This is a genomic window from Rahnella sp. 2050 (assembly GCF_040544515.1).
In the GTDB taxonomy this organism is placed as follows: Bacteria; Pseudomonadota; Gammaproteobacteria; order Enterobacterales; family Enterobacteriaceae; genus Rahnella; species Rahnella aceris.
The window spans coordinates 36,889-60,570 of sequence record NZ_JBEPKE010000001.1; the positions used below are offsets into that span (position 1 = coordinate 36,889).

The window sequence follows — 23,682 nt, forward strand, 5'->3', positions numbered from 1 at the left end:
TACCCATTTTCTTATCAAGTGAACTCTCATCGCAGCTCAGGCAACTGCCTTATCGGGTCCGCCTAAGGTATGCTGACATGAAAAATGCTGTGATTAACTGGTTCAAAATTAAAAGAGCACCCCCTGTTATTAGCCATACCCGGCGTCATCGCGCCAGCGCACTGGCGCACCCCGTACCGATCAGCGCCGAGCTTTTCTCCGCAGATCAGATGGAACGGTTCGGCGGCAAACTCGCACTCTCCCACAAACTCTCCGGCAAAAAACTTCCTTACTACCTGCTAAAGCGCCTCGACGATAACGAAAAGGTTTTAACGCGCAGTTGCCTGATCCTCAGCAGTGGAGAAAAAGCGGGCATTACCCCGGCCGGTGAATGGTTACTCGATAACTTCTATCTGATCGAAGAACAAATCCGCCTGGTGCGCCAGCTGTTACCGAAAAACTTTGGCAAGGGGTTGCCTTCACTGGGTTTACCGCATTCCTGCCCGCGCATTTATGACATTGCGACCGAGGTTGTCAGCCACAGCGACGGCCTGTGGGACATCAAAACCCTGACCCGTTTTCTCTCGACTTATCAGAGTGTGCGCCCGCTGACGCTCGGGGAGTTATGGGCGTTTCCGGGTATGCTGCGCCTGGCGCTGATCGAGAATTTACGCCGGGTCAGTATTGAAGTGGCGAATGCGCAGCAGGAACGTAATCTGGCCGATTTCTGGGTCAATAAATTGCAGGACAGCGCGGAAAACGATCCCGCCAGTCAGATCATCGTGATTGCTGATATGGCGCGCACCAATCCGCCGCGTAGCAGCGCTTTCGTGGCCGAACTGGTGCGCCGGTTGCAGGGGCACGGTTCGATGCTGGCGCTGCCGCTGACCTGGGTAGAGCAGCGGCTGAGTGAAGTCGGGCTGACCCAGCGTGAAGTGATCGATAAATTTAATCAGCAGCTTGCTGCCAGCCAGCTTTCTGTCAGCAACAGCATTATGGGTTTGCGGCAGTTGACCGAAATGGACTGGGCAGAATTCGCCGAAAACCTCAGCGTGGTGGAGAAAGTCCTGCGTGAGGATCCGGCCGGTATTTATGCCTCCATGCACTTTGATACCCGCGATAACTACCGCCATCAGATTGAACAGTTGTCGCGCCATTCCCTGCACGATGAGGCGTTTGTCGCCAGCCGCGCGGTGGCGCTGGCACAACAGGCAACGGATTCCTTTCAGCAACAACATGTCGGTTACTATCTGATTGATGCCGGGCGCAAGACGCTGGAGAAAGATTTGCAGGTGAGGTTTTCGCTGCAAACCCGCATCCGCAGCCGCCTCAGCCAGACACCGCTGCTTTCGTGGCTCGGCAGCCTGCTGCTGCTGACCACCGCCATCACCGCCGAGGTGCTATATCACACCGTGCATCCCGGCATGCACTGGGCATGGTGGCTGTTACTGGGGCCGGTAGTGCTGGTCGCCAGCCAGTTTGCGCTGAATCTGCTCAGTGAAATCACCACCCGTAGCCGCACACCGCAACCGCTGCCCCGACTGGAATTCGTCGGCGGCATCCCGGAACACGCCAGTACCCTGGTAGTGATCCCCTGTCTGCTGGGTAGCCGGAAAAATATTGATGCACTGATCAGCAGCCTCGAAGTCTGTTATCTCGGCAATGTTCTGTCACACCTGAATTTTGCGCTGCTCACCGATTTTCACGACAACCCTGAACAGCACAACGAGGACAACGATGCGTTGCTGAGCTACGCCACGCAGCAGATCCAGACCCTCAACCGACGCTATACCGACGCACAAGGGCCGTTATTTACGTTGTTGCATCGCGACAGTGAAATGAATGCGGCGCAGAGCGTGTGGATGGGATATGAGCGCAAACGCGGCAAGCTGAATGCGCTGAACCGCTGGTTGCGCGGCGAAGGTGAGCCGTTCTCCCGGGTGGAAGGCCGCACACAGGCGCAACTGCGCCAGGTGAAATACGTGATCACCCTCGACAGCGACACGGTGCTGCCGCGTGCGACTGCACATCAGCTGGTCGCCGCCATGGCCCATCCGCTCAATCATCCGGTTTATGACACTGAACGCCAGCGGGTGATTTCGGGTTACGCCATTCTTCAGCCCCGCCTGGCCGAAGAAATCCCCGAAAACGGGCAGGGGCGTTACGCCGCATTATGCAGCAGCGTGCCGGGCAATGATCCGTATTCGTCGATGTCCTCCGATATCTATCAGGACTTATTCGGCGAAGGCTCATTTGTCGGCAAAGGGATTTACGACGTTGATATGTTCATCCGGGCAACAGAAAATACCTGCCCGGAAAATTTAGTGCTCAGTCACGACCTGCTGGAAGGGTGTTATGCGCGTTCGGGCATGCTCAGCGATGTGGTGTTATACGAGCAGTATCCGGATCATTATCTGGCGGATGTGGCGCGTAAAACCCGCTGGATCCGTGGCGACTGGCAATTGCTGAACTGGCTGGGTTTTCGTGTCACGCAGGAAGATGGCACGCGGACCCGCAACCCGCTGACCACGCTTTCCCGCTGGAAATTGTTCGATAACCTGCGCCGCAGCCTTATCGCTCCCGCGCTGCTGACCCTCATTTTTTGCACGCTGTTGCTGGTGCCGAACAAGCTTTACTGGCTGGGCTTTATCACCAGTATGCTACTTTTCCCGGTGGTGGTCGCGCTGGTGCTGGATCTCTTCAACAAAGGCTCACGCCGCAAGGTCATTGCCCATCTGAAAAGTGTGGCATCCGCTACCCTCAGCCGTTGTTCGCGGATTTTGCTCCAGTTAATGACTCTGCCGCACGAAGCCGTGTATTCAATACACGCCATTTTGCTGACCCTGTGGCGGCTGAATGTCAGCCACAGGATGTTGCATGAATGGGCGAGTGTGAATATCGGCGAAAAATCCCGTGCGCACTCGCAGGTCTATTTCTATCGCCGGATGTGGGCGAATCTGCTGGCTGGTGTGGCCGTGATTATGCTGGCCGCCGGTGCGCATCCGCCGTTACTGTGGTTTGCCTTGCCGCTGGGTCTGCTGTGGCTTGTCGCGCCGCTGGTGATGTGCTGGATGAGCCGGCCTGCCGTCAGGCAGAAACCGGGCATTGATGCGCAGCAACAGCGTTTCCTCCGTCAGACCGCACGTGAAACCTGGTACTTTTTCGAAACGTTCGTCAACGCTGAGGAAAACTGGCTGCCGCCCGACAATTTCCAGGAAATTCCGAAGCCGGTGATTGCGCACCGTACCTCGCCAACCAACATTGGTCTGTCGTTGCTGGCGAATATCACCGCGTGGGATTTCGGCTACATTACGCAGGGTGAGGTGCTGGAACGTACCAGCCAGACACTCGATACGCTGGATAAACTCGAGCATTTTCGGGGTCATCTTTATAACTGGTACGACACGCGCACGCTGGCACCGCTCAATCCGCGCTACATTTCCAGCGTTGACAGCGGCAATCTGGCCGGGCATCTGCTGACGCTCAGCAGCGGATTACGGTTATGGCGCACGCAGCCCGCGCTGAATATGACCGCGTGGCTGGCCGGGCTGGCCGATACGCTGAACATGGCGGAAAGCCAGACCGACGAACTGCTGATGACTAAATTGCGGGAAAGCCTGAAACAGACCACCGCAGCCAAAGCCGCTGAAAGTATTACCTACCTGCAGGATATGCACGGCCTGATCGCTGCGTCGGCGCAGGGCTGGCAACAACGGCTGGCAACACAGCTCGCGACCGGCATTAAAGAGTGGTCAGATTTTTATGGGGCGCTGCCGGCGGAGGCTCAAAATCAACCGCTGCCAACGCTGCACTGGCTGGCGCAACAGGATGCCCGGACGTCACCGCTGTTATCCCGCTCTATCGGGCTGGCGCGTCAGCGGCTGGACATCATCGGTGAACTCGAACAGCGCCTGAACGAGCATGCGCACATGGATTTCCGCTTCCTGTATGACAAAAATACCCACCTGCTGACCGTCGGTTACAATTGTGACGCCCATAAAATGGACAGCGGAAAGTACGATCTGCTGCCTTCGGAAATCCGTCTGACGAATTACGTCACCATCGCCACCAATCAGTTGCCGCAAAAAAGCTGGTTCGCCCTCGGGCGCCTGTTCACCGTGATCGACAAACAGCCGTCGCTGATGTCGTGGAGCGGCTCAATGTTTGAATATCTGATGCCACAACTGGTGATGCCAGCGTATCCCGATACGCTGCTGGTGCAGATGTGTCAGACCGCCGTTGACCGGCAAATTGCCTGGGGTAAAGAAAATAACGTGCCCTGGGGGATTTCTGAATCAGCGTATGCGGCCTTTGATCTCAACCAGAACTACCAGTATCACGCCTTCGGTGTGCCGGGCCTCGGTCTTAAACGCGGCCTGGGTGAAGATATGGTCGTCGCGCCTTACGCAACGATGATGGCGCTGATGATCCGCCCGCAGGAAGCCTGTGTGAATCTGCTGGAACTGGAGAATTGCGGCGCCCGCGGTGAATACGGTTTCTATGATGCACTGGATTACAGCCCGTCACGTCTGGTGCGCGGGCAGATTTACATCGTGGTGCGTTCCTACATGGCGCACCACCAGGGCATGGGATTCCTGGCGCTGGCTAACGTGTTGCTCGGCGCGCCGATGACCGCACGCTTTGCGGCCAACGCGGCGTTCCAGTCCGCCCGTTTACTGTTACAGGAACGCGTGCCGGATGCCGTCGAGCTTTACAGCCCGCGTCGTCACTTCGAATCGCACGACAATATGCTGCAAAAAGTGAACGTGGAATTGCGTGAATTCACCGACGTCGACAGCCCGTCGCCGGAAATTCAGCTGCTTTCCAATACCCATTACCATCTGATGGTCACGCAGGCGGGCGGCAGTGTCAGTCGCTGGAAAGACCTGACCCTGACCCGCTGGCGCGAAGATGCCACCCGCGATAACCGCGGCATCTTCTGCTACGTCAGCGATCCTGAATCGGGTGCAGTGACCAGTAATACCTGGCAACCGCTCGGTAAACAGAAGGGAACCTACCACGCGGTGCTGACCGATTTTGGCGCAGAGTTTACCCGTACCCGCGGCCTGCTGACCCTGCAGACGCATATCGTGGTATCACCGGAAGATGACGTCGAAATCCGCCGTATGACGGTCACGCATAATGGCCGCCATTCGCGTACGCTGGATATCACCACGTATGCCGAAGTGGTGCTGGCACCCGCCGCCAACGACGCCGCCCATCCTGCGTTCAGTAATTTGTTTGTACAAACCGAACTGGTGCCTGCGCAGGAGGGGATTCTGTGTCACCGGCGACCACGCGAACCGGATGAGGCCTGTCCGTGGATGTTCCACATGATGGCTATCCACGGTGCGGTGGAACGGGAAACGTCATTTGAAACCGATCGCGCGGCCTTTATCGGGCGTGGCAATACCGCCGCCAGTCCGCAGGCAATGCAGAAGGGCGGAACACTCGGTAACAGTGCCGGTGCGGTGCTGGATCCGGTGATGGCGATTCGTCAGCGCATCCGGCTCAGACCCGGTGTGCCGGTGATTATCGACATGGTTTACGGCATCAGCGACACGCGCCTGCAAAGCCTGATGTTGCTGGAAAAATATCGCGACCATCATATTGCTGACCGGGTATTTGAAATCGCCTGGTCGCACAGTCAGGTAGTGCTGCGCCAGCTTAATGCCTCGGAAGATGATGCCGGGCTGTTTAACCGTCTGGCGGGGGCGCTGATTTTTGCCAGTCAGGAAATGCGCGGCGATGCACAGTCGGTCGCCGCCAACCGTCGCGGGCAATCCGGTCTGTGGGGACAGTCGCTTTCCGGCGATCTGCCGATTGTACTGCTGACCATGACCAGCAACGAAAATATCGGGCTGGTGACGTTGCTGATCCGTGCGCACCATTACTGGCGTCTGAAAGGATTAAAAGTCGATCTGGTGCTGTTGTGTAATGATTCCGGCGGTTATCAGCAGGCGCTGCAAAACCAGATCCTCAGCCTGGTGGCATCCGGCGCGGGTTCCAGCCAGACCGATATTCCGGGCGGAATTTTCGTGCGTAACGGCGAGCAGATGACACCGGATGACCGCATGCTGCTGATGAGCGTGGCGCATGTGGTGATCGACGACCGCCGTGGCAGTCTGGACGATCAGCTGAATCAGCGGACACAAACACCGCTCGTTTCCCTGCCCGCGTTGGTGCCGGTGCGTACGGTCAATGACAGTCAGCCGGTGATGTCGCCGCCACGTGAACTGGCCTGTTTCAACGGGCTGGGCGGTTTCTCGCCGGATGGTCGTGAATATCAGATTGTGCTTAACGAAGGTCAGACCACGCCTGCCCCGTGGTCGAACGTGCTGGCAAATGCCAGCTTTGGTACGGTGATTTCAGAAAGCGCGCAGGCGTATACCTGGTATGAAAATGCCCACGAATACCGCTTAACGCCGTGGGAAAATGACCCGGTTAGCGACAGTTCCGGCGAAGCCTTTTATCTGCGCGATGAGGACAGCGGCAGCGTCTGGTCGCCTGCACCGTTACCGGTTCGCGGCATCGGCGGTTACGTCACCCGCCATGGTTTCGGTTACAGTTGCTTCGAACATACCGAGCGGGGCATTTCCAGTGAAATGACGGTATTAGTTGCCGAACATGCGCCGGTCAAACTGATTATCATGACCCTGACTAACCTCTCCGGCAGGCCGCGCAGATTGTCGGTGACCGGTTATGCCGAATGGGTGATGGCGGATTTACGTGCCAAGTCCGCGATGCATATCGTGACCTCGGCAGCGCACGTGGTAAAAGGTTGCGGCGTACTGGCGACCAATCATTACACCAGCAACGGTTCTGAACGCACCGCTTTCTTTGCGGTCACCGGCGCACATTGCTCGGTCAGCGGTGACCGTCGCGAGTTCTTTGGTCGCACCGGTTCTGCGGCCATGCCCGCAGCCATGAAAAATCAGCGTCTTTCCGATAAAACCGGTGCGGCGCTGGATCCTTGTGGCGCGGTGCAGTCGGCCACAACGCTTATCGACGGTGACCAGCGCACCTTTATTTTCGCGCTGGGTCTGGGGCAGAATGCCGCAGATGCCGAAGCGCTCATTCATCAGTATCTTGAGGAAGGCGCGGCGCAGGCTGAGCTGGATCGCATTCATCATCACTGGCATCAGGTGCTGGATAAAATTCAGATCACCACGCCGGATAAATCGGTTGATTTGCTCGCCAACGGCTGGCTGATTTACCAGACCTTAGCCAGCCGGATCCTGGCGCGCAGCGGCTATTATCAGTCCGGCGGGGCGTTCGGTTTCCGTGACCAGTTGCAGGATACGCTGGCGCTAAGCCACGCGGCGCCGGAACGGATGCGCGAACAGATCCTCTTATGTGCGTCGAGGCAGTTCATTGAAGGCGATGTCCAGCACTGGTGGCATCCGCCAACCGGCAACGGCGTGCGTACCCGCTGTTCTGACGACTATCTCTGGCTGCCGCTGGCCATCAGCCATTACATCACGGTCACCGGCGATCATGGCATTGCCGAAGAATCCGTGCCTTATCTCGAGGCACGTTTGCTGGAGGCAGGTGAGGAGTCGTTCTACGAGCAACCGCAGGTCAGCGCAACGCAGGAAAGTCTCTGGCAGCACGGTGTGCGTGCGCTGAAGCATGGTCTGAAAATGGGTGAGCACGGACTGCCGCTGATGGGCGCGGGAGACTGGAATGACGGCATGAATCTGGTGGGGCTGGGCGGGCGCGGGGAAAGTGTCTGGCTGGGCTTTTTCCTCTACGACGTTCTGCAACGTTATGGCGCACTGGCAGAAGAGCGCCAGGACATCGCTATCGCCACCCTGTGCCGCGAGCAGTCGGCGCTGCTGAAGCAAAACCTCAACAACCATGCGTGGGACGGTGAGTGGTATCTGCGCGGTTATTTCGACAGCGGTGAAACGCTGGGTTCGCATATGAACGACGAATGCCAGATAGATGCTATCGCGCAAAGTTGGTCGGTGCTTTCCGGAGCCGGTACACCTGAACGCACCGCCAGCGCCATGCGGTCAGTCGATCAGCGTCTGGTCGATAACGATGCGGGGTTGATCAGATTACTGACGCCGCCATTTGACGGCAACGGCCCGAATCCGGGATATATCCGCGGATATCTGCCGGGTGTGCGTGAAAACGGCGGGCAGTATACCCACGGAGCTATCTGGGCGGTGATGGCGTTTGCCCGACAGGGCAACACCGAACGCGCCTGGGAACTGATGTCGATGATTAACCCGATCAATCACAGCCTCACGCCGGAGGCGGTCAGCCGCTATAAAGGGGAACCGTATGTGATTTCCGCCGATATTTATTCGGTCGATCCGCACAGCGGTCGCGCGGGCTGGAGCTGGTATACCGGTTCTGCGGGCTGGACATACCGGTTGATCACCGAATCATTGCTGGGCATTACACGCCATGGCGATGCTATCGCCATCCACAGCAAATTGCCTGCGCTGTGGCCGGAAATCACGGTGACGTATCAGCAAGGCAGCAGCCGTTACCTGATAACGGTGCGGCACAACACCGGCGACTACTGTGTCACGCTGGATGGCCATGCCCTGGACGGTGATCTGATCCCGCTGACGGATGACGGTAACGAGCATCAGGTGGTGGTCGAACTGGGGAGCCGGGCAGAAAATGCGTAAACAGGTAATGTGAAGCATTAGTTTTATGGATATCATTGTGATTCCTCATCATCTAAACGTATGGTTCGTAGCGGATTGCAGCCGCATCTGAAACCGGAAGTCGGGAGAGGCAGGGTCAGTAAACTGCCGGGAATTTATGATGAAACAGCCAGGGCGACTCAATGCAAACAAAGCGGATCCTGATTATTGAAGATGATGCCGATGCGGCAGACGTTCTCGATGCGTATTTAAAACGCGAAGGATATGACGTACAGATTGCCGGTGACGGTGTTTCCGGGCTGGAGCATGCGCTGCGCTGGAAGCCGGATCTCATTTTGCTGGATGTGATGCTGCCCGGGATGCGCGGCACTGATGTGCTGGCATCGCTGCGGCGTGAAAGCAGCACGCCGGTGATTATGGTGACGGCGATGGGCGACATGCCCGATAAAATTGGCGCGCTGCGCTTCGGTGCGGATGATTATGTGGTCAAACCTTACAACCCCGGTGAGGTGGTGGCGCGGGTGCAGGCGGTACTGCGTCGTGTGGCGACAGACGAAAACAACACGTCTGCTGTGTTGCGCTGGCAGGGTCTCGACGTGGATGTCGGGGCGCTGACGGCGGCGGTTAGCTCTGCCTCGGGCGAACCGCATTATCTTGATCTAACCCCGACAGAATTTGGCGTACTGAGCACATTAATGCGGGCACCAACACGCCCGTTCTCACGTCAGTATTTGCTGGAGCATTGCCTGCCGGAAAGCGAGGCGCTGGAAAGGGTGGTCGATACGCATGTCTATAATTTGCGTAAAAAACTCGAATCTGCAGGCATCGTTAACGTGTTAGTTAATGTGCGCGGCGTCGGTTACCGGTTCAGACAGCCATGAACCACCACTCTCACTATCAGTCCCTGTGGCGCTGGATTTGTGTGCGGATCCTGACGCTGGCCATCGGCAGTGTCGTTGTGATTGCTCTGTGCATGTGGCTGCGTTTTGTCATTGAGAATCTTTGGGTATTGCACCATATGTCTCCCGCACTCAGGGCAGAGTTTTACGTGCTGCGGGATAATCCGGATCTTAATCTTGCGCGGTTTCATGAGATTGTCGATCAGGGCTGGGGGGCGCGTTACTCCGATCCCTCCATCGCCTCGGCCGACTGGATCATGGTTGGCATCCTGGTCGTCGTGGTGACGCCGTTTATCGCTATTTTGGGATTAAAAGCCGCGCGACCGCTTTCGTCACAATTCAGCCGTCTGGCCCAGGTGGCGCGTGCGGTCACGCAGGGAGATTTTAATACGCGGGCTGAGCCGGTGAAAAATGCGCCGGCGGAACTGATTCAGTTCACGGATGATTTTAACGCCATGATGTTGCAACTTTCGCGTTATGAGCGGGAGCTGCGGGCCTCCCATGTGGCGATGGCGCATGAACTGCGCTCACCGCTCACGGCGGCGGTGGGGCGTTTACAGGGCATGCTGGACGGTGTTTTCCGCCCGGAGCCGCAGCAATTGCAGATGGTGATGACACAGCTTTTGCATCTGAACCGTCTGATCGACGAACTGCATCTGCTGTCGCTGGCGGATGCCGGTCAGCTTAACCTCAGCAAGACAGAACTGGATCTGGCAGATCTGCTGCGCGAGCGGATGACCTGGCTGAAACCTCAGTCGACGAAAGCCGGTTTTGACATCGCCCTGACGCCGGAGACGCCGTGCCGTTATGTCGGTGACCCGTTCCGGCTCGGGCAGGTATTTACCATTCTGATGGAAAATGCGCTGCGTTATGCGCAGGAAGGACGGCGTCTGGACATCGCCATTGCGCCCCGCAATGGCGGTTATGACATAACGTTCCGGGACAAGGGTCCGGGTGTGGATGACAGTTTTCTGCCTGTTATGTTTGAACGCTTCAGCCGGGCGGACTCTTCCCGCGCACGACATTCCGGGGGCAGCGGATTGGGTTTATCCATCGCCCGTGCGATTTGTGAAGCGCACGGCGGGGGGATCCATGCGGAGAAGAGAACGCACGGCGGGCTGATGGTCACGGTCAGTTTACCGCTGCCGGAAAACAGCCAATAAAAAATTCGCACGGCAATAAAAAAGGGGATGCTGAATGCATCCCCTTTTTATATCCGTATCAGAAGTCGTACGTCATGGAGACTTTGAGCGCGCGCGTTTTTCCCTGATAAATATAGGTTCCGGTGCTGTCGATATTTGACCAGTATTTTTCATTGGTCACGTTATCAACACCGGCACGCCAGACCATATCATTCTGGTTGATTTTGGTGCGGTAACGCACGCCAAGATCCAGAACGGAATAAGCGTCGATTTTCTTCGTGTTGGCTGAGTCTGCCCACTGTGAGCCGGAATGGTTCACCAGCGCGGTGGCCGTCAGGCCGTCAACCGGTTTGATGTCATATTCCGCACCCAGCACCAGGTTGTAGCGCGGCACGCCAATCGCATCTTTACCGTTATAGGTGTTGTCTTGGGTTTTGGTCATTTCCGGATCAATCCAGGTCGCGCTGCCGTTGAGACGCAGGCCCAGCACCGGTTCGCCAAAGACGTTCAGCTCCACGCCCCGGTTACGTTGTTCACCGTCCAGATTGTAGAATTTATTGCTGTCCAAAATGCCTGACGGTTTTTTGATTTCAAATAATGCCAGTGAACCGCCTGCACGCCCGAAGTCCGCTTTTACACCCACTTCGTTCTGTTTTGAATGGGCAATGCCGGTGGTCGAACCGTAGTTTTTCGCGTTATTCGGTGCCACATCGCCCGGCTGTAAAGACTCGGTGTGGTTGGCGTACAGGGAAATCACCTGCCACGGTTTATACACAACCCCGTACGTCGGCATCCAGCGGCTGTCGCTGTAACGTGATGACACGTCTTCAGCGCCGGTCGCATTGCTGTAATTACGGACGATCACTTTCTGATGACGTGCGCCGACGGTGAACAACAGGGTATCATCCAGGATGCCCAGCGTGTCGGTTAACAGATAGCCCTGAGTCCGGTTACGCCCGGTGGTCAGCGGGTCGTCATAATTACCGCCAGACAGATTAGGTGTCGGGTTCGGGACATTCGTGGTGTGATAAATATTGGTGTTTTCAGCATTGGCACCGTAGGCCATACGCCACGCCGTATTATTGCGTGAAGTCAGGGCGGAATAACCAAAATTCACCTTGTGGGTGATGAAGGCAGTATCGAAATTGCCGCGAATTCCCGCCATTCCGCTGAAATTATTGATGATGCGGTTGGTATCCAGACGACCAATCGTTGCCGTCCCGTCAGCATCTTTCAGCGCAGGGGAAGCATAGTCGCCGGTTTCATGCGAATGCTGTGCGCCAACGCCGCCATACACTGTCCAGTCATCAGTCACATCATATTCCGCTTTGGCCATACCAAATTCGGACTCAATATTGCTGTATACCCAGTCCTGACTGTAATTGTGACTGTTGGATGGCACTTTAGGGATGAAATCCACACCACTGATATTCACGCCAAGACGGGCGTCGTGGAAGGTTTTCTTTTGATAGCCCATGTCCACAGAGGTACGAAGGCGGTCACCGCGATAATCGAGGCCCAGTGAGGCTGCGGTGGTGCGTTTTTTCTCACCATCAATACCGGTTTCGCCTTCACGGTTAACGGCATTCAGACGGACACCGAACTGGTTGTCATCGCCAAAACGACGGCCCAGATCCAGGGTGCCACCAACCTGAGAAGAGGAGGTGTAATCCACGCCCACACGGGTCAGTGGCGCGTCATCCGCATGCTTCGGCTCGAGGTTGATCATGCCGCCTACGCCACTTGTCGCCGCGCCGTTCAGTAATCCGTTCGCACCTTTAAAGATTTCTACGCGGTCGATTAACGACGCATCCATCACCTGACGCGGCACCACGCCCGGCAATCCGCCATACGTCATGTCATCGCCATCGAGCTGGAAGCCACGAATGCGGTAGGTTTCGGCGAAGTTGCCGTATCCCTGCACGTTCTGGACGGTGGCATCATTGCGCACGACGTCAGCAATGGTCCGCGCCTGCTGATCCTGAATCAGTTTTGACGTGAAGCCGATGACGTTAAACGGCACATCCATTGCCTTCTGTTCGCCAAGCATGCCGAGGCGACCACCATGCGCGACCTGACCGTCCAGATAGGCCGGAACCAGCTCATTGCCGCCGGGTTTGAATTCATTATCCGGCGCACTGACGATAGTCATGGTATCGCCTGTCGCCGCCGTTGAGCTGGTCGCCGGAGCAGGGGCGGTGGCCGCCATCGCAGGCATGCAGCTTACGCTGACGAAGAGTGCCAGCAGGGTCGGTTTAAACCCTGTGGGTGAAATTTTTTCGCGCATAATGTAACCCTAATGTAAAAAGGACTGAGAATCATTATTATTTGAATTTGCGATTATGCGCATGGCGTTTTGGGATGCAAGAAAAATATCAGGGGACTAACTTATGTGGCGGAAATCGCCTCGTTCATCATAAAAAATCCACGGCATCGCGTGGATTTGGGTGAATACCGGGGTTTTTAGTTTTGCTGGAGGAGCGGAGCGCAATCGACCCTATTTCTTCTTATTCAGCATCGCCTGTAAATCGGCAAACGGGTTGTAGGTGGCGGCACCGACATCATCTTGCGCATCTTCACCGGCCACCACCGTTGAACCGTACTGATCTGCTTCTGTGTACTTCGAGTGTTCGTGGTCATGACAATACAGGCACAACAACTCCCAGTTACTGCCATCTTCCGGATTATTGGTATGATCATGGTCGATATGGTGAACCGTTAATTCACGCAGGTTTGAATACACAAACTCCCGCGAACAACGTCCGCACACCCACGGATAGATTTTTAGCGCTTTCTCGCGATATCCGCTTTCCAGACGCTGGTAGTTTTTTGGGATCAGTGCCATTGAGATGTTACCCGTTACAAAGAGAAAATTTACGATAGTGCCCTTAATATATCCCGTAACAGAGCGGAAGGAGAAATAAAAGAGGGAGCTGAGGGCGATTTTAGGGGGGGATAAAAAAGAAAAATCCACGCAAGGGCGTGGATTCTGTGTGGAGCGGAAACTGAAGTTCGGTTCAGACGTTAAACCGTGATTTTAATTATATTTTATTGATATTTATGTTTTATTTAAAAATTAGTCTTTAGAATACTCATTCTTGTACTCATTTTGGAGTTGGCTTGCTTTCGTAAGGCGAAGCTCATAGGTTCTACTCCTATTATCGCACCAATCAAGTATCTCTCAAAGTCTACTCCAGTTCACTGAAAACCATTATAATCAGCATCTTCCAGCTCTCGCTTGCATTCTGACGTCTACTGACACTCCCCAAAATATACATGCATATGGGGGTACATTTGGGGTATGTGCTGTTCGGTCTTATGGATATACCCCCAATGAAACTTAACGCCCGTCAGGTTGATACCGCAAAGCCAAAAGATGAACCTTACAAACTCTCTGATGGTGGGGGACTTTACCTTTTGATTATTGGCGGCTTAAGTACCGTGTTGTAGGCAAGGAGAAGTTGCTTGCTCTTGGGGTTTATCCCGACGTGACTTTGGCTGATGCTCGTAGTAAACGTGAAGAGGCTAAAAGGGGCATTGCTGTTGGGATTGCCCCAATGTAGCGAAGAGAGAAGAGAAACTAGCCCGATGCCCTCATTGCCGAATCAGCCTACCGAGGATTTTTGCAGAGAGATCCGACGCTGCTAACCAATCAGAAACAAAAGGAACAGGAGGAAATCCGTGCTCAAGAAGTTGAACGTCACCAGCGTAGGAATTTTATACAGAAACTTACTGTGTGGTTTGTTCGTGTCACTAGAGTATGAAATGCATTCTGCACGGTTCGCCGTCGGTGAACTCATTTCCCGTTAGCAGAGTCAGTTCTGAGAGCAAATAGATAAGGATAATTGCCGCCAGCTCTGCATCCATGTAACAGCTACTCGTATGTTTATGCAGAACCAATTCAACTTCATTCTGATGCGAATGACTCACAAGCATTCGCATACCTTCAAAATTTCTGCTTGAAAAGCATGCTTAATCAATAATTATTTTCCTTTAAATCAATAAATTAATTTTGATTGCATTTTGGTTTGAACCCTTGCGATTTAGACGTATTATTTTGAGATTAATCCACTTGCTCAACCTTCATTGCTGCTTATGAGTGTGCGTGAGGAATGATTTTAAGGTTATATATCATGGAGTTATTGAAGTTTCTGGCGGCGATTTTAGTCATTTACTTGTTGTTTTTTAGAAAGAAAAAACGTAAATCTCCAAAGTCTTATGCTTCAAGCTCCGTGAAAGCACCGCCAAAAGAATGGCTCGCTGACATCAAGAAAAAAGAGGCGGTTGTGCGAAACGATGATAGTGAAGACGATAATCTTGCAACTTTTACATTGAGCGGTGGCCGGGGTGTTGAACTTCGGCTGACAACCAATCATTACCGGAACACCTCAAAGTCAGCAGGTGCACTAGCTCGATGGGTACTTCCGGGTGAGATGATAACTGTGGCTGGTGTAGCAATTAGCGGTGGCCACATTTACGTGGGGCAACGCATGAAGCCCTCCGGTCAGGAATCAGGCGGCTATTATGACGATGGAAGTGAGGCATCATTAATTGATGACACATGTAAGATAAAACCTACTGCTTATCTTTACGAGGACAGTTCATTAGGATACTGGCCCAGTTTTTCCTCTCTTTCCCCAGAAGCACGCGGTGCGTATGTCAGTTGGCTTGCCAGCGATAGGTCTGATCCATCGTGTCCTATCGGCTATGTTTTTATCTACCTCTACGGCCTGGAAAGAAAAGCGCTCGTAGATTCCACTGACCCAAAATTCCCTGATGCTGAGTTCCGTAATCTGTTCAATGAAGTCGCTCGGTTAAGATCGGTATTCATTGAGAACCGCTCCTTCCGTGGATATTCGACCCAATTACTCGAAGCCATGTCTATTCTGCGCCCGAACATGGGCTTAGCCACTGAGCTCGATAGCAATTCAGGTTTCAGCAACAGCATGCAATTTAAGCTGGCTCTGGCAAAAACTGTACATGAAGGAGTTCCTGTATCAGCTGAACTGGCGTTGAACTGGGTAATAAACCACACCGAGTATTCGCTGCGTACCCCGGCTCGCCGCTGTGCTAAAGAGTTTGCTGCGCTTTTCAAACGGCGTTACACCCTCAAATATGGTGAAGGGATGGTCGTTAAGGCGAATAAAACGCGCCTAAGGTTAGATTACACACCAGCAAGTCCTAGTTTGCGAGGTGTTCGACTTCCTGTTCCCGACCTGCCGGATCCAAGTGCGTTGAAGAGCCCTGTCCAGAAAATTATGGCTCTTGCCGACATATGTACGGATGAACTTGATGCTTATAGTCGCTACCTTGGTAGGAAAGGTACGTCAGTCAATGATACGGCTGCAATTATGTTGCTCCCTTCAGAGATCGTTAATGAAAGTGCAGAAAAAATATTAAGCTCATTCAAACGCTGGGCTGATGAGGCGATCCTCGTCAAGGAGGGGTTAGTCTCAGTTGCTGACTTTTGGGCACATATGAATGCCAGTTGCCCCAATAAGATCAATAAAAAAGAGGCCGATTTGATGCAGGCCTTTGCTCTGAAGATGGGTTACGGTGTGGCACCTGACCCGTATTATCACCATGTGAAGGCGGATGTTGATGGGACACTTGTTCTATTCCATGCCGCCGAAGATGGACGCTTCTCACCTTCTCCTGAATTTATCTCAGCCGTAATGACGCTCAGATTAGGGGCGATGGTCGCCTTGATTGACGATTCTCTTGATCAAGCTGAACAGAAAGTGCTTGAGAATGCCATCAACAACAATCCTGGCTTCACCGATGATGAAAAACGCTCTCTACATGCGTATTTAACGTGGCAACTTCATACCCCAGCCAATATGACAGGAATGAAAAGCAGGATTGAGTTGATGGGGGCCGCGGAAAAAGCTGCTGTGGGTAAGGTTATCGTTAGTGTTGCCTGTTCGGATGGGACGATAGCGCCTGCTGAAATCAAACAGCTTGAGAAGATTTATTCAAGTTTGGGGCTGGATCCCTCATCTGTCTCGAGCAATATCCATCAGCATTCCGCAACTGAACATGATCTCGTCTCGTCTGTACCAACTGATCAGACAGCAGCAGGGTTCACACTGGATGCTAATGTACTTGCCCGCCACGAATCTGCCACGGATGATGTTCGTAAATTGCTGAACACAATTTTCACCGAAGAAGAACCGGAAGAGCCAGAAAGCGCTCCAGCCTCATCAACGGAGGCGGGGGGGCTTGACTCCGCACATAGCCAGCTTTATCGCAGTTTGCTGGAGAAAGAACAGTGGTCCCGAAAAGAGGCGACAGAATTGTGCGGAAATTTGAATTTGATGCTCGGCGGTGCGCTTGAGGTGATCAATGACTGGTCCTATGCGGTGGTTGATGCTCCAGTACTGGACGATGCCGATGATGATATCTGGGTTGACCTGGAAATTGCCAAAGAATTAGAGGGATAGTGAATGTCTGTAACACGTATAAGAGTGAAAGAACGTGACGCTATTATTCAGTCACTTAAGTCAGGTGTAACGCCAAGGATAGGCATTCAGCATATCCAGGTTGGCCGCGTGAACGAGATCACCGCTCTCCACCAAGATATTGAGAGGATTGCTGACGGTGGTGCAAGCTTCAGACTTATCATCGGTGAATATGGTTCTGGTAAAACGTTCTTTCTGAGTGTTGTGCGCTCTATTGCGCTAGAGAAGAAGCTGGTGTCAGTCAGTGCAGACCTTTCTCCTGACAGACGCATTCACTCATCGGGAGGTCAGGCTCGTAATCTCTATTCTGAGCTTATGAAAAACATGTCCACCAGAAACAAGCCGGATGGTAATGCGTTACTTAGCGTTGTTGAAAGATTCGTTACGGAGGCAAGAAAGGAAGCGGACACGGACGGCTCCGAGGTTTCATCAGTTATTCATAAACGCCTGGCAGCTCTGTCAGAGATGGTGGGTGGATATGACTTTGCGAAGGTCATTGATGCATTCTGGCGCGGGCATGAGCAGGATAACGAAACGCTAAAATCCAATGCTATTCGCTGGTTGCGGGGAGAGTACACCACCAAAACTGATGCCCGTAACGATCTCGACGTTCGGACTATTATCTCAGACGCTTCATTCTATGATTCTTTGAAGCTGATGAGCCTTTTTGTCCGCCAGGCAGGCTATGCTGGTCTTTTGGTCAGCCTCGACGAAATGGTGAACCTCTTTAAGCTGAATAATACGCAAGCAAGAACAGCGAACTACGAACAGATTTTGCGGATACTGAATGACTGCCTGCAAGGTTCAGCCGAGAACATTGGTTTTATCCTCGGGGGGACGCCAGAGTTTCTTTTCGATCCGCGTAAAGGTCTTTACAGCTATGAGGCGCTCCAGTCGCGTCTGGCGGAAAACCGGTTCGCGCAAAAAGCAGGAGTGATTGACTACTCATCCCCCACTTTGCATCTTGCCAGCCTCACCCCTGAGGAACTGTATATTTTGCTGAGAAATCTTCGTCATGTTTATGCAGGTGGAGATCCAGAGAATTATCTGGTACCAGATGAGGCACTGACTGGATTCCTGCATCACTGTAGTAAAACCATTGGAGACGCTTACTTCCGTACCCCCCGTAATACCATAAAAGGTTTCCTGGACATGCTGGCCGTGCTGGAACAAAACAGAACGATGAACTGGCAAACACTAATCGAGGGTGTGGCGATTGAAGAGGACAGGCCCAGCGATATGGATGACGCCACTACGGAGGAAAGCGATGACGACGACGGACTGGCGAACTTCAAACTATGAGCAGTGCCTACGATAGCCTCGATCCCCGCGTCCGTAAGTGGGTTTACAAGCAGGGGTGGTCTACATTAAGGCCCTTGCAGGAGAGTTCTATCCCGGCAATTTTAGCCCGTGATCGAGACGTGCTAATCAGTGCAGGTACAGCAGCGGGTAAAACAGAGGCTTTCTTTCTTCCTGCCTGTTCGGTAGTTGCAGATCTCACGAATGGATTTGGCATCGTCTATATCAGTCCGTTGAAGGCATTGATTAACGATCAGTACCGTCGTCTTGGGAGCCTTGGAGATGCATTGGAAATGCCAGTGACTCCCTGGCACGGGGATGTACCACAAAGCAAAAAGAAAAAGGCTCGGACGAATCCTGCTGGCATTTTACTGATTACACCTGAGTCACTTGAGTCTTTGCTCATAAATTCAATGGGCTGGCTCAAACAGGCTTTTTCTTCAGTCGCATACATCGTTATTGATGAGTTTCATGCTTTTATTGGCTCAGAGCGTGGTGTACAGCTGCTTTCTCTGCTCAATAGAATTGACCATGTGCTAGGACGCCAGGTAAATCCAATTCCCCGCGTTGCGTTGAGTGCCACGCTGGGGGAACTGGAGAAAGTGCCCGAAATGTTGCGCCCGGACAAACGACTCCCCTGCGTAACTGTTACAGATAGTAATAGCACGGCCACTCTTCAGGTACAGGTCAAAGGGTACCTGGAGCGAGTGATCCAAAAAGAGGAAGAACATCAGAGTTCAGCTGAACATGACGTTTGCGCTGACATTTTTAGACTTTGCCGTGGCGATTCTCATTTGGTCTTTGCAAACAGCCGAAAGCGCACTGAAAGCATAGCGGCAACGCTGAGCGACATGTGTGAGGAACAAATTGTTCCGAATGAATTTTTCCCCCACCATGGTTCCCTTGCCAAGGAATTACGTGAGGCGCTTGAATCTCGTCTTCAGAAAGGAAATTTGCCCACAACAGCTGTTTGTACAATGACGCTTGAGTTGGGAATTGATATCGGTAAGGTTAAGTCGGTTATCCAAGTTACGCCTCCGCATTCTGTTTCCAGTTTGCGCCAGCGTATGGGGCGTTCTGGGCGACGCGATTCCCCATCAGTACTCAGAATGCTAATTACAGAAAATGAGCTTACTGTGAGTAGCAGTATCGTTGATCACCTACGACTCCAGTTGGTGCAATCGATGGCAATGATCAGGTTGATGATCTCTAAACAATGGTTTGAGCCTGCCGATTCCCGGCAGATGCATTACTCCACGCTGCTACACCAGATTCTTGCAATTACCGCACAATGGGGTGGAGTTCGCGCCGACCAGCTCTGGTCACAACTATGCCAGACAGGGCCGTTCAGAAATGTAGATTTAAACGATTTCAAAAGCCTGCTTAAACATATGGGAGCATGTGGCCTACTCACTCAACTTGCTAGCGGCGAAATGGTTGTTGGGGCAGAGGGGGAGAAACTGACTAACCATTACACTTTTTATGCCGTGTTCAATACACCAGAAGAGTTCCGCATTGTCACCGGAAACAGAACCCTTGGAACAGTGCCTGTGGACTCCCCACTGCTACCAGACCAACACATCATCTTCGGTGGGCGGCGCTGGAAAGTGACAGAGATCGAGACAGAGAAAAAAGTTATCTATGTAGAGGCAACCAAAGGCGGTCAGCCACCACAATTTAGTGGGGGAGGTATGTCTGTTCATGATGCCGTTCGTCAGGAAATGCTCGCTATCTATAGGGAAGGTGATTACCGCATAGCAATAGGTAGCAAGAAAGTAGATTATGCCGATACTGCCGCCAGAAACCTATTTGCGGAAGGCTGTAGTAACTTTCAGCGTTTTAAACTTCAAAATGAGTGTTTTATTACGAGTGGACAACATTGTTACGTAATACCCTGGATGGGGGATAAAGTTGTGAATACGATCACTGCTTTGCTCATACGTTGTGGTTTTAAAACAAATTCATTTGCTGGAGTTATAGAGATTGATGATGCAAGTGTAGCAACTGTTCAACAGGCGCTTAAAAAAATGCTGTTGTCAGGCTTACCATCTGCATTTGATCTTGCCGCAGATGTTCCAGAAAAATTCTTGGATAAATACGACGAGTATTTACCAGAATCCCTGCTTGCGAAAGGATTTGGGGAAAAAGCGTATGACATTGAGGGGACTTGTGTTTGGTTCAAGCAGCATCTTAAGTAAACTAGCTAAGCAATAAGGGCGATCGGCTCTCCCATAGATCGAGGCCGAATGATGTTAGCAATGTTCACTCTTGGCTGGAATCTGCCAGAAATCGAGGTCATATGGTCTGCTTTGAGTGAGGAGCGCAAATGGATAAAGCCCTCATGAGTTCTTTTTCAATGACCTAACTTTTGAGAGGCACTGGGTTAGATCATGTTTCATGTTTGCAATACAATATATATTTAAACTTAGGTTTATAACTTAAATGTTAGTTCCTGATCTAAACCAGATTATTAATCACTCCTAGAGTGAAATGAGTTAAGCCAAGAGTTGATAAAACTAACAGGTTTTTTTACAATATCTGGATGTTTGCTAGCGAACAGGCATCTAAAATAACTATGCTGAGCTAAACTTACAATTCAAATTGTACCGAGGATAAAATGCAAGTACAACATCATACTGAACCAAACTTGAAGAATGAGATTGTGGCTTTATTTAAGGCTTCTCAATTGATACCTTTTTTTGGCAGTGGATTTACTAGAGATATTAGAGCAAAAAATGGTAAAGTTCCTGATGCTATTAAATTTACGGAGTTGATTAGGAATATAGCGGCAGAAAAAGAAGGGTTAACACAAACAGAAATAGATGAAATTTTAAGAATCAGCCAGCTTAAAAAAGCGTTTGGACTTCTAAATATGGAGGAATATATACCCAAACGAAAATCGAAGACATTATTAGGTAACATTTTTTCAGAGTGTAAACTCTCTGATCACGAAAAGACAAAAATAATAAATTTAGATTGGCCTCATATTTTCACGTTTAATATTGACGATGCTATAGAAAACGTTAATAGGAAATACAAAATTCTGCATCCAAATCGAGCAGTTCAGAGAGAATTTATATCTGCTAATAAGTGTCTATTCAAAATTCATGGCGATATTACTGAATTTATTAAATACGAAGATCAAAATCTGATATTTACTTGGCGTGAATATGCACACAGTATAGAAGAAAATAAATCCATGCTATCCTTTTTATCTGAGGAAGCCAAAAACTCAGCTTTCCTTTTCATAGGTTGCAGTCTTGATGGAGAGCTTGATTTAATGCATTTATCAAGAAGCACACCATTTAAGAAATCAATTTATTTGAAGAAAGGATATTTAAATTTAGAAGAAAAAATAGCTCTTTCGGAGTACGGCATCGAAAAAGTAATTACCTTTGACACTTACGATCAGATATATCAATGGTTAAATAACACACTTCAGAATGTTGAGCGAAAATCCCCCACAAGAAGTTTCGAACTCGATGACTCCAAGTTAATGAAAGAAGAGGCTATAAATTTATTCGCTAATGGAGGCCCTGTAACTAAAATAGTGGATAATAAAAGAATCCTGCGAAATTCTATAACTTTTTCTCAACGAGATGTCTGTGATGATGCAATTAAAGCACTACGTAATCATGACTATATCCTAATTACAGGTCGACGTTTCAGCGGAAAATCTGTACTTTTATTTCAAATTATTGAGGCAAAAAAAGAATATAATGCCTCTTATTACTCTTCGACTGACACATTCGATCCTTCCATTAAAAACTCATTGATAAAATTCGAGAATCATATATTCGTTTTCGACTCTAATTTCTTTAATGCACAAAGCATTGATGAAATTTTAACCACAAGGGTGCATCCTAGTAACAAAGTTGTTTTATGCTCGAGTTTTGGTGACGCAGAGTTATATAGATTCAAGTTAAAGGATTTAAAGGATAAAAAGATATTACATACCGAAATTCAGATTAAAAATAACTTGATTAATGAAGAAGGTAACTATCTCAATGATAAGCTTTCTTTTGAGGGGCTACCACTTTATAAATCTTCAGAAACGTTGTTGAATTTTGCTTATCGATACTATAGCGAGTATAAAAATAGACTAAGTGGTTCTAATTTATTTAATAAGCAATTTGATGAAGATTCAATGTTTGTTTTGATTTTAATTGCAGCTTTTAATAAAGCCACATATGGTCATATCAACAGTCACAATAAATATTTTGATATTCAGAATTTTATTTCGCAAAATGATAGATTATTTGAATTGGAGTCAACTAACACAGATCCAAGTGGAGTTATAATCTGCAATTCACCATCCTGGCTTTTAAGAGTTATCAGTGAGTATATTGATAAGAATCCTGCATCTTATAAAACAGTATCTGATTTAATAATATCTCTTGCGTCAAAAGGATTTCTTGCAGCATCAAGGAACCTTATAAGCTTTGATAAACTAAATGAACTTGGGAATGGAAAAAACGTCCATAAATTTATCAGGGACATATATAAGGAAATTGCACATACCTATCGTGAAGATATGCACTACTGGTTACAAAGGGCTAAGTCAGAATTAATATCGGCACACACAATTGATGACCTCGTCGAAGGAATGAGTTATGCAAGCAAAGTAAGACTCGATAGTGCCGAGTTTAAAAATCAAACTTATTACAGTGCCACATTAGTATTAGCGCAGTTGTCTGCAAGGGCTCTATCTATAAATAATGATAAAATATATGCGCTGAGCTTCTTTGAAAGTAGCCTAGAATCCATCCGGAATTATAATAATAACTCAAGGCACATAAACAAAATGATGGATAAAAATGATGGTGGCTTTAGATATGCAATACAATATCTTAAGGATAATCCATTAATAGAACTCCTTCCTCGTAAGGACGAAGTTAATGAATTAATTAACTTCTATGAGAGTCGTAAGAAATAATCATCCTTAAATTAATAAATGGCAAGTAACTCATTCCCTTGTCATTTATTAAACTCTTAAGAGCCTTATCCCGAAAAGTATTAATCTGAGCTAATAAGATTGTTTTTCAGCTATGTCATTATTTTATTGCCAATATATTTACACTTAAGCATTGACAGGCAGCGGATAGTTATTTTTGGCTTGTAAATAAGCCTTTTAATAAAAGAACTGTAAGACAATCGCTCTGATTTTTTGAAATTTATCTCAATGTTAAATTCTTCCGCTTTTGGCACAAACGGGCTAGAGCAGACAGATTTAATGAGATAAGGGTATAGATGAATTCTCCATACCCTTGAACGA

9 protein-coding genes and 1 pseudogene are annotated in these 23,682 nt (G+C 50.4%); 8 read left to right on the forward strand and 2 right to left on the reverse strand.

Annotation, left to right across the window (positions count from 1 at the left end; genetic code table 11):
• Positions 1-77: 77 nt before the first annotated feature.
• The 3 genes from ABIC79_RS00195 (at position 78) to ABIC79_RS00205 (ending at position 10,668) form a co-directional block, all read left to right on the forward strand.
• Positions 78-8,627, forward strand: a complete 8,550-nt coding sequence (locus ABIC79_RS00195; protein ID WP_354566371.1) for a GH36-type glycosyl hydrolase domain-containing protein — start codon at positions 78-80, stop codon at positions 8,625-8,627.
• Positions 8,628-8,788: 161 nt separating this feature from the next.
• Positions 8,789-9,487: a response regulator gene (locus ABIC79_RS00200; RefSeq protein ID WP_013575603.1), complete on the forward strand. Its 699-nt coding sequence runs from the start codon at positions 8,789-8,791 to the stop codon at positions 9,485-9,487.
• Positions 9,484-10,668, forward strand: coding sequence for a sensor histidine kinase (locus tag ABIC79_RS00205; protein ID WP_112198683.1), 1,185 nt, complete (start codon positions 9,484-9,486; stop codon positions 10,666-10,668). Before ABIC79_RS00200 ends, ABIC79_RS00205 begins: the two co-directional genes overlap by 4 nt.
• Before the next feature lie 58 nt (positions 10,669-10,726).
• On the opposite strand, the gene ABIC79_RS00210 is transcribed toward ABIC79_RS00205, so the two are convergent.
• Positions 10,727-12,934 carry a TonB-dependent receptor gene (locus ABIC79_RS00210; RefSeq protein WP_354566374.1) on the reverse strand — a complete coding sequence of 736 codons (2,208 nt, stop codon included), beginning with the start codon at positions 12,932-12,934 and terminating at the stop codon, positions 10,727-10,729.
• Between the two features lie 210 nt (positions 12,935-13,144).
• On the reverse strand, positions 13,145-13,492 hold the full coding sequence (gene yajD / locus ABIC79_RS00215; protein WP_013575600.1) for an HNH nuclease YajD: 348 nt from the start codon (positions 13,490-13,492) through the stop codon (positions 13,145-13,147).
• 488 nt (positions 13,493-13,980) lie between these two features.
• Here yajD and ABIC79_RS00220 point away from each other — a divergent pair.
• From ABIC79_RS00220 to avs5, 5 genes and pseudogenes are all read left to right on the forward strand, one after another.
• Positions 13,981-14,236: pseudogene (locus tag ABIC79_RS00220) on the forward strand (Arm DNA-binding domain-containing protein); the annotation flags it as partial.
• Between the two features lie 544 nt (positions 14,237-14,780).
• On the forward strand, positions 14,781-17,090 hold the full coding sequence (locus tag ABIC79_RS00225) for a TerB N-terminal domain-containing protein (protein ID WP_354566377.1): 2,310 nt from the start codon (positions 14,781-14,783) through the stop codon (positions 17,088-17,090).
• Between the two features lie 3 nt (positions 17,091-17,093).
• Complete coding sequence (locus tag ABIC79_RS00230) at positions 17,094-18,410, forward strand: ATP-binding protein (protein ID WP_001515184.1); 1,317 nt, start codon at positions 17,094-17,096, stop codon at positions 18,408-18,410.
• The gene (locus tag ABIC79_RS00235; RefSeq protein WP_354566379.1) at positions 18,407-20,605 is read left to right on the forward strand and encodes a DEAD/DEAH box helicase; all 2,199 of its coding nucleotides are present in this window, start codon (positions 18,407-18,409) and stop codon (positions 20,603-20,605) included. Before ABIC79_RS00230 ends, ABIC79_RS00235 begins: the two co-directional genes overlap by 4 nt.
• A 419-nt stretch (positions 20,606-21,024) precedes the next feature.
• The gene (gene avs5, locus ABIC79_RS00240; RefSeq protein ID WP_354566381.1) at positions 21,025-23,343 is read left to right on the forward strand and encodes an AVAST type 5 anti-phage protein Avs5; all 2,319 of its coding nucleotides are present in this window, start codon (positions 21,025-21,027) and stop codon (positions 23,341-23,343) included.
• Positions 23,344-23,682 lie beyond the last annotated feature (339 nt).

Coding starts and splice junctions, on each gene's coding strand:
- ABIC79_RS00195 (WP_354566371.1), top strand. CDS start 78: ATGAAAAATGCTGTGATTAACTGGTTCAAAATTAAAAGAGCACCCCCT.
- ABIC79_RS00200 (WP_013575603.1), top strand. CDS start 8,789: ATGCAAACAAAGCGGATCCTGATTATTGAAGATGATGCCGATGCGGCA.
- ABIC79_RS00205 (WP_112198683.1), top strand. CDS start 9,484: ATGAACCACCACTCTCACTATCAGTCCCTGTGGCGCTGGATTTGTGTG.
- ABIC79_RS00210 (WP_354566374.1), bottom strand. CDS start 12,934: ATGCGCGAAAAAATTTCACCCACAGGGTTTAAACCGACCCTGCTGGCA.
- yajD (WP_013575600.1), bottom strand. CDS start 13,492: ATGGCACTGATCCCAAAAAACTACCAGCGTCTGGAAAGCGGATATCGC.
- ABIC79_RS00225 (WP_354566377.1), top strand. CDS start 14,781: ATGGAGTTATTGAAGTTTCTGGCGGCGATTTTAGTCATTTACTTGTTG.
- ABIC79_RS00230 (WP_001515184.1), top strand. CDS start 17,094: ATGTCTGTAACACGTATAAGAGTGAAAGAACGTGACGCTATTATTCAG.
- ABIC79_RS00235 (WP_354566379.1), top strand. CDS start 18,407: ATGAGCAGTGCCTACGATAGCCTCGATCCCCGCGTCCGTAAGTGGGTT.
- avs5 (WP_354566381.1), top strand. CDS start 21,025: ATGCAAGTACAACATCATACTGAACCAAACTTGAAGAATGAGATTGTG.